This window comes from Pedobacter nototheniae, from assembly GCF_004335085.1.
In the GTDB taxonomy this organism is placed as follows: domain Bacteria; phylum Bacteroidota; class Bacteroidia; order Sphingobacteriales; family Sphingobacteriaceae; genus Pedobacter; species Pedobacter nototheniae.
Map to the genome: position 1 here is coordinate 18,750 of NZ_RQRS01000036.1, position 11,990 is coordinate 30,739.

The following is an 11,990-nucleotide window of genomic DNA, read 5'->3' on the forward strand; positions in this document are numbered from 1 at the left end:
TAGATTATGAAAAAAAACAAATGCCTTACAGGCAGCTTTCTCTACGTATTGCCGGTATTAATGTTGCTTGGCCTAAACGTGGATGCTCAGAAAAAAAACAGAGAGGTTAGCATCAAGGCGATGACCTATAATATATTCAGTGCCCGAAAATTGGGTATTGGTGCCATTGCGGATGTCATCAAAAAAATAGATCCGGATATCGTGTCACTCCAGGAGGTGGAACGACATACGGACATCAACCCTATTGATTTCCCAAAGGTCCTAGCGGAGATGACGGGTATGAAGTATTACTATTTTGCGAGGGCACTGACGCTTAAAAAAGGGGACTATGGAAATGCGATTTTATCAAAATATCCTTTGAGCCATGAACAAACTTTTCAACTTGGGGTAGCTGAGGACGGCGACAATTTACGTTCGTTCGGATATGCAGAGGTAAAAAAGGATGGAAAGAGATTTTTTTTTGCGACTACCCACCTGGGTTACAAATTTGAGGACGCAACCAGGTTAAAGCAGATTTCGGAGATTCTTGATAAAGTGACCAAACTGGACAAACCTATCTTGCTTGGCGCGGATCTGAACACCCGTCCAGGCTCATCGGCGATGCCGGCGTTGCAAAAATGGTTCACTACGGCTTGCCAGGGCGGGGTATGCGAATGGACGGTTCCAACTCCGAAACCTACCTACACCTGTGATTGGCTAATATATGCGCCCTTGGAGGCTTTCTCTGTCAAAGAGTATGCAGTACCTTACTGGGCGGACAAGCAATCCGATCATTATCCGGTGGTAGCAACATTTACCCTTAAATAACAGACAGAAAGCAATTGCTATGCGAGGAATTGTAGAGGACTGATAAAATTACCTTAACCAAATATATCAAACATGAAAAATTCAATTACCAGTTTAGTACTGGGGGCGGGACTATATCTCTTGCTCCTTTTTGGTGCATGCGAAAAGGCATCCAATCAACCTCTTGAACAACCCCTGACCAGCAAGACTGCTGAACAGAAAACAGGCGTTCTGGCCGCCGTGACCGACAACTATGTTGTGATGACTTTCAACATCCGTTTGGATGCACCCGATACGGGAAACCGTGCCTGGGCCGTTCGGCGTCCATTGGTAAAGGAAAGGATCATCGGCCATGACTGCGATATTGTTGGTGTCCAGGAGGCCCTTGGCAACCAGATCAGTAATCTGGAGACAGATCTCCCCGGCTATGCCAGGATTGGAACCGGAAGAGATGGCAACGGCACCTCTGAACATTCGTCTATCTTTTTCAAAACCGCTCGCTTTAACCTTCTGGGCAGCGGAACTTTCTGGCTGGCTCCAGGTGCACCTGTCACTGCAACCGGACCGTCGTGGGATGCTGCGTACAAGCGCATTTGCACTTGGGTGAAAGTTCAGGACAAAGAGACGGCCATGGTGTTTTTTGTCTTCAATTCACACTTTGATCATAAAGGCTCATTGGCGAGGCAGAATAGTGCAGATCTCATTCTTAGCCAGATGCAGGATAAGATAGGAAGTGCCCCGGCATTATTTATGGGGGATCTGAATGCAAACCAAAATTCACCTGCATATAACATTCTCAACGGTTCAACCTTACTTGAAGAGACATGGAACCTTGCAGCCTCAAAATTGCCGGCTTTGCGCGTAACGGGAAATGGTTGGAACCCCAGTCCAACAGGAGACAGCCAGATTGACCACATTTTCGTAACCGGTCATTGGACTGTAGATTCGCGGCTTGTCGACTGGTACCATAAGGATCCGGGCGCAATACTTCCCTCTGATCATTTTCCGGTTGTATCTAGGCTGAAGGTTGAGGGTGTTACGTTTTTCAAAGATGCACAATACGGGGGCACGGCAATATTTCTTCCCAAAGGGAACTATACTATGACCCAACTTGCTGAAAAAGGAATGCCAAATGACTGGGCGTCCTCCTTACGTGTAGCTCCAGGACGTACCGTGTTAATGTATGAGCATGACAATTTTACGGGAAACCTGTGGACCCGAACATCGGATACTCCGCTTTTTTCCGCACTTAGCCCAACTGCAAACGACAAAATGACTTCTGTGAAAGTACAATAGGCCGCCGGCAATCAGCTGAAATTTCGACCTCCGTGTACATTTTAGGCCTTCTCTTTAGCAGCTGGTCCCCTTGCTCTCAGGAAAAATCAGTCCAGAACTCTAAATAACTGGTAACTCAGCGTATCATCTGAATACGGAGGTTTCCACAGAGACTTCCGTATTACAGTGATACGCATTCCTTTGTCCGATTGCTCATCATCAAAGCAGGTATCTATGACGTTCTGGAAGATGGCTTTAATAAGCCCTATTATCGAAAGAGCAGCTGGAAACGGGGATCCTTGAAGTATATCGGTTTTGTTTCTGCTTGGATATTCATAAATCGCCTTTAGGGCCGGTAACCATTTCAGGATATTGCAATTTACACATATCCATTTGAAAAAGGCTGTGTAACACCTGGAAACAAGAATGGGTGCATATATATTGAGATAATGACAAAGGTACTTCACATCGTTGCAAGCCCAAGAGGCCAAAGCTAACTAACAAGAAAGTTAGGAAACGCAATAATTGATAAAATTAGAGAAATAGAACCTAATGTGGAAAAACCAATCTAGTTGACCCCATTGCGCCAAATCTGTAATTGCAAGATAATTAATGATTTAATTCAAATGTAATTTCCGGCGGCATGGGGTCAATAGGTTGCGGTTTGTCCAGCAACCACCCATTCTAAGCATTACTATAGTTTTTAGCAACAATGGAAATTTGCATTTTTTCTATGCTTACCGCTTCAAGCCCATTTTTCTTCATTTCTATCTCAAAAAACACAGTTTCGTTTAACTCCAAAGCTAAATTCTCTGGACGATTGAAGCTTATGGTTTGTCTGTTTTCATCAATGATGATTCCAGAACGATTTGTTAAGCATAGACTTTTAATTTTGCCTCTCCTCATTTTGAATGTTTATTAGTCCATTTTTTAATCTCAGTTTTCTTGTTTTTTATAGGCTTATATATAAATCAATAGGTTGATTGTTTAAGTGTTTGATTTCTTAAGATTTTCCTAAAATTATCTTGTATTCCCTCGGTGTTAAACTTGTTTTGACTTTGAAGAAATAACAGAAATAGGTCTGACTCTTAAAACCCAGATCAAAAGCAATTTCTTTGATGGACCGGTCAGAGCTGTGAAGCAATCTCTTTGCCTCGAGTAAAACACGTTCCTGAATAAAATCTAATGCAGACATCTTATACTGCCTTTTGCACAGTACACCTAAATAATTGGATGTGATGCAAAGGTGATTCGCATAGAATGCAACCGATTTCTGGGTTTTATAGTGCTTGTCAACCATCGCCCGGAATTTATAAGCAATGGACTTGGGCCGGTGCGGAGAGTGATCGCCAAAAGTATGCTCCACCCAAAGGGTGATCATCAGGCCGACCAGGCGGCACCTTGCATTGACCAGTTCACTGAAAACGGTGGATGCGGACAGTTCTTTGTTAATGGCAGAAAATTCCGCGTGGACTTTTTCGTACATTTCCGCATCCAGATCCAGTAGCGAGTGCTCATTACCTCCCAAAAACGAAAATTGCAAAATTGCGGGAAAGGTCTCAATCAATGGCCGCTTTATCAGCAGGATTTGGCCCTTTGGCTCATTCTGGAACCTCCATTGTGGAATCTCCCCGGGTGAGCATATGCAGATTTGCTGGGGCTTGATGGTTTGTTTTTGAGAAGCGATGCTTTGCTCTCCCATTGCGCTTTCAAATAGTATCAGGGCGAAGTAGTCGCTGTCAAGAGAAGCGGTGAGCATGCTGGCGTTATCAAAGCACTTATATTCTACGAAAGCTTTGTTCTCGGAACTTGGATCACTGTCAAGATGCCCAATGTAGCTCTTTGTTTTAGTCATTTAACTAATAGTAATGTGGCTTGAGTTATGTTGATTTATTTTAGGTTTCCGTATCAAGGTCTGGGAATTGTTCTTCTTGTCCATAGTTTCGAAGGAGTTTTACTTCGTGCTGGAGCTTTTTGATCCTGTTTAGAAGGTGCACAACCGTTTCGATACCTTCCATGTTAATCTCCAGATCATAGTGAAAGTGAATGTATTTCTCCAGGTCGTTCAGCTGCTCATAGGTAATGAAGGCCTCTTTACCTGATGAAATAAGGCTTATTAATCCATGTTGATCCAGTTTTTGTATAAAAGACAATTCAATTTTATAGTAGATACAGCACTGTTCTACTGAAATCTTTGTTAAATTTTCCATTGGCTTCATTATTTTTTGGATTCTTTTGCAAGTTGTTCAAACAGCTCTTTTTCCCGTACGGTCAGGTTCTTTGGCAGCTGTATCTCAAAGGTCACATACAAATCTCCAAAGATGCCTTCCTTCTTGTATACCGGAAAACCCTTTCCCTTTAGCCGCACTTTTTTACCGTTCTGTGTTTCTGGCAGTATGTTCAGCTTTACTTTTCCGCTCATTGTATCGATCATTTCCTCCCCTCCAAGTATCGCTTTGTAAAGATTTAACTGTAGGGTCGAATGCAGATCGTTTCCCTTGCGTATGAAAGAGGTATTGTTTATAACTTCGACGGTGATATACAGGTCACCCTTTGGCCCCCCGTTAACACCATCGGCGCCATACCCGTTAATTTTGATTTCCTGGCCGTTTTCCACGCCCGCTGGAATTGTAATCCTAATATTTTTCCCATTTATTGTAAAGGTTTGTTTATGGGTATGGTAGGCATCTGATAGATTGAGCTGGAGCGTGGCACGAAGGTCCTGCCCCTTAAAATGGGACTGCCTGCCTCCCCTTGAGCCTCCGCGGTTTCCGAACATCGAAGCAAAAAAGTCAGAAAAGTCTCCATCATCATCGCTTGAATAATATCCTTCCTGACCTCCAAAAGGGTTGCCTCCACTGTATGCAGATTGTTGTTGCTGCTGTTGCCTGCGTGCCTCTTCAAACTGTTCTGCATTTTTCCAGTCCCTTCCGTACTGATCATATTTTTTCCTTTTCTCTGGATCACTGAGCACTTCGTTGGCTTCATTGATCTGCTGGAAAAGTTTACCCGCAGCAGGGTCATTAGGGTTCAGATCGGGATGATGCTGGCGAGCTAATTTCCGATATGCCTTCTTGATCTCATCGGGCGTAGCACTTTTGCCAACACCAAGAACTTTGTAATAATCAATGTAATCCATTTGGCTGGGCTATCTTTAAATAAGTTGTCTTAAATTTTAATCTTGGTTTAATGGACGGGGCCGTTTTTCTTCGCTGGTAAATAATTGTTCATTTTCGTTGAATAAATTATTCGGAAGTTGCCGAATAATGCTGAAGCATCGTAATGGTTGGCACAAAATAAAGTGTACCGGTCTTCGCGGTACTGAAGTCAAGTATCCGGTCAGAATTTCCCGGAGGACTTCCAATAAACATTCTGGTTAGCATTTCTTTGACGGTACTGAATGTGTTGGCATAGGCAATGAAGTAGGTGCCAACTTCTCCTTTTGTCGGATGTCCAAAAGGCATGTTGTCTCTGATGATCTTAAGATCGTTCCCGGCGGAATCTTCAATTCCCGCCAGCGCACTGTGCGAATTAGTTGGTTTTACCTCATCAGTCATTTCGATGCCGCTCATTTTATAACGGCCAATGACCTTTTCCTGATCCTCGGTAGACAATGCTGTCCAATTTTTCATCTCATGCAGGTACTTTTGTACAAACAGGTAACTCCCACCTTTGTAAACGGGATCTTCATCCCCCACAAGAGCGAAAAGTTGCCTTTCATCTCCGATAGGATTTTCCGTGCCGTCTACAAAGCCCAGTATGGAGCGACCATCCCAATATCTGAAACCATGTATCTCTAGTGTGCATTCGGCGACGGATTCGAGCACCGCTGTAATGTCACTGGCCATGTCGAAACATATACCCATGTCCAGCGCCCGTAAATGTATGTGTAGGTCTCCTGGAGTGGACACTGCAGTGTGCCGATCTCCAACAATGGGCTCGAATTCGGTTAACTCTCTTGGGAGGGGAGTGGGAAGTCCGAGTTTTTTCCAGGCATCATATCCGACACCCATGACGCAACTTGTCCGCCCCTTTACAATACGGATCGCATAGGAGCGATTCATGTTTTCTACCAAGGCACATAGTTTCTCAAAGGCAGGCTTGATGCTTGCACCATCTTTGAATTTCCAGACCGTGAAAATGGTGTTGTTATTTGGATAGTCTGTTACATTTTGTGGTTGATTCACGCTTGTCGGTTTATTTGTAGTTATCAATTTTATCTGATCTTTTTGTTGTAATAGGCCTTGTTGTCCTGGGCACTTTCCATCAAATCAATTTTTATCAAAATTGATCTCGTCGACAGGATGCCCTCGCACCACTGATTTCCATTATAAAACACTACCTAAAAAATAAACGGAGTGATTTAAGAATCTCACAGAGAAAGCAAAAAATTAATGAACTTGTGATTAGGTTTAATGCAAATAAGCTCCGCGCTGTTTATGTTTATCGGCATATATTTTTTCATGTTCACGTACAGGATTTTAAAATGTATAGGTCAAATTTAGCGGATGTAAATGTGATACCGCTGACATTTTTATCAAATGCATGTTATTCGATATTATTTTCACGAAATACTACAATTATAGTTTTTAGAAAATCTCTTTCTATTGGCTATCATTGTATTGGATCAAACGAATCAAAAAATATTCTAATTAGGCTAACCTTAATGAGCTTGAAAAATCCTTGGATATTGGGGAATGGTTCTGCTATGATTTGGTCGAAGTGCCAGGTTTATGCTGTTAAAATATTTTTATTTCTATCTGAATACGCATTGTTAAGCCTAAATATAAATATAAAAATTTGTTTCACGCACAGCATGATAAAGTGTTTGAAGAACTTTGTTAAACTGAGGGAAATATTTACCTATGAAATACATGCAGCGTATGGCGGTAACTCTCCGGAAACTAATGTCCCAGCAAGTCTTTGTCGTTGCTCCTGGGGCTTTTTATAATATGTATGGTCTAACCGGGGAGATTAAAGGCACGTTTTTTCCGGCTTAAAATTAATATCCTGTTTAAGCATTGACTAACATACTTACTTAAAACAATCTTTTTCAATTAAATTAATTTCACAATGGCGACCACTAACACTTATTTGACTTTCGACGGAACATGTGAGGAAGCATTCAATTTTTACAAATCGATTTTTGGTGGGGAATTCGGACATTTATCCAGATTTAGTCAGATGCCACAGAATCTTATTTTTCAGGTAGAGGAGTCGCAGCGCAACCACATTCTGTATATTTCCCTTCCAATAGGAAACTCGTGTCTAATGGGCTGTGATGTCAGCGCGGGGAGTGGTTCATTGATTTTAGGAAACAATTTTTCAGTTTCTGTTTCTGCTGACAGTAGGAACGAGGCAGATCGGGTATTCAACGGGTTTGCTCAGTTTGGACAGATCTCCACACCACTGACCGATAAGTTTTGGGGTGCTTACTTTGGGATGGTTGTCGATCAGTTTGGCATTAACTGGATGATCAGCTTCGAAAAAGAAATGGATAAAAGATAAATCGACCGGAGCAGGATGTGGGCAGTCTCGATAATTGGTAGTCGGACTTTTAGCCATATCCAAAACTTCTATTTCACCGACCGGACCGTTTCAGAGCGGTAGTTGTCCTCAGCTTTTTTTCTCCTTGAAATATTTTTTTTTAATAGGAACAGCCCTTAATTACTCCAATTTGCAATACACGACCTTTTCAGCATCGGGCTATGAGAAATCTGCGCTCGCTCGCAGCATAAACCAATTTGAAGGTTATAAGTTTGGCGCTGAGCATTTCTTCGATCCTCCTCTTGCTAATTAATTGAAGAGGATATTAAAAAAAGATGAGGATATTAAAAAAAAATGTTAATTTTAATAACAGGACGAAGGGATTTAAGATAGACCTGAGTAAAGCCTAGTCGCTATCCGGTACTCCCAAATGGGAAAATGCCAATTGGAAGAATGTTCTTTTTTATATTTTTATTTCAAGCAGTCACTCTGACCTAAGCCGAAGGGATGTTGCAGGTTGTTTTTGCTTAACAGCTACATACAATAGCCTAAACGAATCTCTCCTTATCCAAGCCGTAACCCAAAATTAACAGGTCCAATATTTATTTTTTTATCCGCTATCCAAAATCATTTGTAGATCAACCCATCTGATGTTTTTGCAGATCTCCAGATAGATAATTTACGCTACTATTTTCATGCTATTCTATAGTTATATCGCAAGATGCCGTTTTTTTATTATTTAATATTGTATTGCCTGGGGCAATGAAATTTTATAGTTGTCAGAAATTGAGGACGTGCCCCAGCACCGAGAGAGGTTAGGAATTGGGATTTCTATTGTGGCGTATATCACTATCCATTTCGCGGCAGGTGATTTCGATAGACAGGATTTTTGGCTAAAGAAAGTATTAATCTGAAATAATTAAATTTTTAACTAAAACTATATCTAACATTATGGGCAAAATTATAGGCATTGACTTGGGAACCACCAATAGCTGCGTGGCAGTTATGGAAGGAAATGATCCGGTAGTGATCGCTAACGATGAAGGAAAAAGAACCACTCCTTCGATTGTGGCTTTTTTAAAAAATGGAGAACGCAAGGTTGGCGATCCTGCAAAAAGGCAGGCTATTACCAATCCGCAAAATACGATTATGTCTATCAAACGTTTTATGGGGCGTCGTTTTGATGAAGTAACAGAAGAGATAAAGCATTGTAGCTATAAAGTTGTTCGGGGAGACAATGATACCATTCGGGTTGATATTGATGGGAAGTTGTATACGCCACAGGAGATCTCCGCCATCATCCTGCAAAAGATGAAGAAAAACGCAGAAGATTATCTCGGGCAGGAGGTAACAGATGCTGTAATTACCGTGCCGGCATATTTTAATGATGCCCAAAGGCAAGCAACCAAGGAAGCAGGGGAAATTGCAGGGCTGAACGTAAAAAGGATCGTAAACGAGCCAACTGCGGCTGCTTTAGCCTATGGCCTACAAAAAGCAGATAAGAACGAGAAAGTAGCTGTTTTTGATCTTGGAGGGGGAACATTTGATATTTCCGTACTTGAACTTGGAGACGGTGTCTTTGAGGTCAAATCAACCAATGGTGATACCCATCTTGGCGGTGATGATTTCGATAAGGTAATCATGGACTGGATGGCGGATGAATTCAAGAAAGAGGAGGGAATTGATCTACGTAAGGATCCCATGGCTCTTCAGCGTTTAAAGGAGGCAGCTGAAAAAGCCAAGGTTGAACTTTCAACGGCTACTGAAACGGAAATCAACCTGCCCTATGTGACCGCGGTGGATGGAATTCCTAAGCATCTGGTAAAAAAACTGACCCGTGCAAAATTTGAAAAGCTATCGGACAGTTTGTTTGCACGCTGCCTGAAACCTTGTGAGGCCGCCCTTAAAGATGCCAAGCTGAAACCGGCAGATATCGAGGAGGTTATACTTGTGGGCGGAAGTACCCGTATTCCAAAAGTGCAGGAAATCGTAGAGAAGTTTTTTGGCAGACAACCAAGTAAAGGCGTCAACCCTGACGAGGTCGTTGCATTGGGGGCGGCAATCCAAGGTGCGGTGTTATCGGGTGACGTAAAGGATGTGGTGCTATTGGATGTCACACCGCTCTCCTTGGGAATAGAAACAATGGGTGGTGTAATGACAACTTTGATCCCTGCCAACACAACGATACCGGCAAAAAAATCAGAAGTATTCTCTACTGCAGCCGATAACCAGCCAGGGGTTCAGGTACACGTATTGCAAGGGGACAGGACCATGGCAAAGGATAATAAAAGCTTGGGCATCTTTAACCTTGATGGACTTCCACCTGCGCCAAGGGGAATCCCTCAGATCGAGGTTGTATTCGATATCGACTCCAATGGGATACTTAATGTGACTGCAAAGGACAAAGGTACCAGTAAGGAGCAAAAAATACGGATCGAGGCTGGTAGCGGCCTGAGTAAGGAAGAGGTTGAAAAAATGAGGGAAAGTGCCAAGGCCAATGAGGCTTCTGACAAGGAGGCCAGGGAGCGGGTGGATAAACTCAACACGGCCGACAGCCAGATCTTCCAATCTGAAAAACAATTGAAGGAGTTCGGGGAAAAACTTTCTGCAGATAACAAGCAGGCTATTGAAGGTGCACTTTCTGCCCTGAAATATGCACACGAAAACCAGGATATTCCTGCTATTGATACCTCCCTCGCGGACCTAACCAAAGCTTGGAACAGTGCAAGTGAGGAGATGTACAAAACCGATCAGCCTTCACCGGGAGCAGAAAATTCGGGGCAACCTGCAAATGACGGCCCGGATGATGTGACAGACGTTCCTTTTGAGGATGTAAAGTAAATAATAAAAAATAATACCGTTGAAAATGGGAAAGTATCCTGTTTTCAACGGTATTATTGATTGGTATATACCTGCTATAGGTTGTGTAACATCAACAAAATTAAGCATATTAAAGGCACGTAATTTTCTTTTCAATCAGTATATTTATAATATTTATACTTATTTTGACTAGCAACGATTTCTATGAGGGATATTCCATCGGTTTCGATTAAACACTTGCCTGTAAAAAAAGTATCGGGATTCATCGCGTCCCCAGCACTTGACATTCTTTCTGTGGAAGAACCGCTGGAAATCCGGATAATATACGGGCCTGCAGACGCTCGAGTTCAAAAAAATATCTCCGTTACCATGCGGACACCTGGGAATGACCTAGAGCTTGCATTGGGTTTTTTGTTCACCGAAGGTATTTTATCCTCTAAAGAGGATGTGGCTGTCATTGCCCATTTGGCAATGGCATGTGAATTTGATAAGGAAAATATTGTCTGTGTGGAATTCAGTGATCGATTTACGCCTAATCTCTCGCAGTCCGACCGTAATTTTTACACCACCTCCAGCTGTGGGGTCTGTGGCAAAGGATCAATAGCGTCTATCAGGACTTCAAGTATTTTACGATGGAAGGAGAGATGTTGATGGTCAGGGTGTCTTTCGTGCAATTCGTCCTCTTCCTGAAGCTACCCCCACACTGTAAACTGGTTGTTAATAATGTCAATTGGTCTAGTCGGAACTTTCAAAATCCCAACGATGTTCTACTATTGCAGAGCGCCTGGAATAGTCAATTTGCTGGTTAAGGTAAGAAAGGTGTCCAAGGTACGTTAATTTCGGTTTCAATGGAGTAATGACATTAATGAGGTGTTTATAAACATATTCATCCCTTATTCCAGCATTAAAGTTTCCACTGTGAAGTACAACGCCATCGTAGGTCCAATCGATCTTCTTAAATGTCTCTAAATCCTTATTGTGTTGCAAAAACAAAATGGTGAATTCGTCCTTCTGTTGTTGAAGATTAGCATTAATGATCTTAAAACAAACTTGTATTCTTTTCTGGTGATTATGATGACGAATAATATAATTTTTTAAGAAATCCGTTCTCTTCTTTTCAAATTCAGCATACCATTCTCCTCTTCCAAACAGCTCCTTTAGCATGTTTTCCATCTCCCACGAAAGATAACGCTGGCTATGCGCTACCTCAAAGACAACATCAAGATGTGCTTTATAGTCCTCACGCTTCCATACATGTCTAAGTTGATGATGGTCTTCTCTCTTGAATTTGCGATCATTAAATATCGAAATAATATAAGCCCTGAAAAATTGATCATCACGGTCCATTAAAAACATCATGGTTTCTCCATCATAATCAAAATGCGAGCTTTGTTCATCTAGGTGGATATATAAATTCCTTAAAAAGGCCGGATCAGCCGACAGCTCCGGATAGTGAGTAATAATAAACTCCCTGTCTGATTATTCCGAACAAAGTGGCTCTCCGTCACTTTTGGTGAATTATGCTGATTTTGCAAGTACCATTTTTCTTAGCAGCTGAAACCCTGCCTTGCCGTACATCTTTCTTTTAATTGTTTTAATACGATTGACCTGCCCTTCAACCT

Annotated in this window: 11 protein-coding genes; 5 read left to right on the plus strand and 6 right to left on the minus strand. The window is 42.0% G+C overall.

Annotated elements, in window-relative coordinates; translation table 11 throughout:
* The first annotated feature begins 6 nt into the window (after window positions 1-6).
* Complete coding sequence (locus EHC72_RS21710) at window positions 7-807, plus strand: endonuclease/exonuclease/phosphatase family protein (protein WP_211660348.1); 801 nt, start codon at window positions 7-9, stop codon at window positions 805-807.
* Window positions 808-879: 72 nt separating this feature from the next.
* The gene (locus EHC72_RS21715; RefSeq protein WP_131539821.1) at window positions 880-2,082 is read left to right on the plus strand and encodes an endonuclease/exonuclease/phosphatase family protein; all 1,203 of its coding nucleotides are present in this window, start codon (window positions 880-882) and stop codon (window positions 2,080-2,082) included.
* A 663-nt stretch (window positions 2,083-2,745) separates the two neighbouring features.
* Here EHC72_RS21715 and EHC72_RS21720 read toward each other — a convergent pair.
* The 5 genes from EHC72_RS21720 to EHC72_RS21740 form a co-directional block, all read right to left on the minus strand.
* On the minus strand, window positions 2,746-2,967 hold the full coding sequence (locus EHC72_RS21720) for a hypothetical protein (protein ID WP_131539822.1): 222 nt from the start codon (window positions 2,965-2,967) through the stop codon (window positions 2,746-2,748).
* Between the two features lie 97 nt (window positions 2,968-3,064).
* Window positions 3,065-3,916 carry a helix-turn-helix domain-containing protein gene (locus EHC72_RS21725; RefSeq protein ID WP_131539823.1) on the minus strand — a complete coding sequence of 284 codons (852 nt, stop codon included), beginning with the start codon at window positions 3,914-3,916 and terminating at the stop codon, window positions 3,065-3,067.
* 40 nt (window positions 3,917-3,956) lie between these two features.
* Window positions 3,957-4,271, minus strand: a complete 315-nt coding sequence (locus EHC72_RS21730; protein ID WP_131539824.1) for a chaperone modulator CbpM — start codon at window positions 4,269-4,271, stop codon at window positions 3,957-3,959.
* Between the two features lie 8 nt (window positions 4,272-4,279).
* Window positions 4,280-5,200: a DnaJ C-terminal domain-containing protein gene (locus tag EHC72_RS21735; RefSeq protein ID WP_131539825.1), complete on the minus strand. Its 921-nt coding sequence runs from the start codon at window positions 5,198-5,200 to the stop codon at window positions 4,280-4,282.
* Window positions 5,201-5,306: 106 nt separating this feature from the next.
* Window positions 5,307-6,248 (minus strand): Dyp-type peroxidase, encoded by a 942-nt coding sequence (locus EHC72_RS21740; protein WP_131539826.1) that lies wholly within the window; start codon window positions 6,246-6,248, stop codon window positions 5,307-5,309.
* A gap of 886 nt (window positions 6,249-7,134) precedes the next feature.
* On the opposite strand from EHC72_RS21740, the gene EHC72_RS21745 reads away from it, so the two are divergent.
* The 3 genes from EHC72_RS21745 to EHC72_RS21755 all read left to right on the plus strand — a co-directional run bounded on the left by EHC72_RS21745 (window position 7,135) and on the right by EHC72_RS21755 (window position 11,019).
* Entirely contained in the window at window positions 7,135-7,569 is a 435-nt protein-coding gene (locus EHC72_RS21745; RefSeq protein ID WP_131539827.1) for a VOC family protein, read from the plus strand.
* A gap of 930 nt (window positions 7,570-8,499) precedes the next feature.
* On the plus strand, window positions 8,500-10,389 hold the full coding sequence (gene dnaK / locus EHC72_RS21750; RefSeq protein ID WP_131539828.1) for a molecular chaperone DnaK: 1,890 nt from the start codon (window positions 8,500-8,502) through the stop codon (window positions 10,387-10,389).
* 183 nt (window positions 10,390-10,572) lie between these two features.
* Entirely contained in the window at window positions 10,573-11,019 is a 447-nt protein-coding gene (locus tag EHC72_RS21755) for a formate dehydrogenase accessory sulfurtransferase FdhD (protein ID WP_131539829.1), read from the plus strand.
* Window positions 11,020-11,103: 84 nt separating this feature from the next.
* Here the strand turns inward: EHC72_RS21755 and EHC72_RS21760 are convergent, their stop codons facing one another.
* Complete coding sequence (locus tag EHC72_RS21760; RefSeq protein ID WP_131539830.1) at window positions 11,104-11,715, minus strand: hypothetical protein; 612 nt, start codon at window positions 11,713-11,715, stop codon at window positions 11,104-11,106.
* Between the last annotated feature and the right edge of the window lie 275 nt (window positions 11,716-11,990).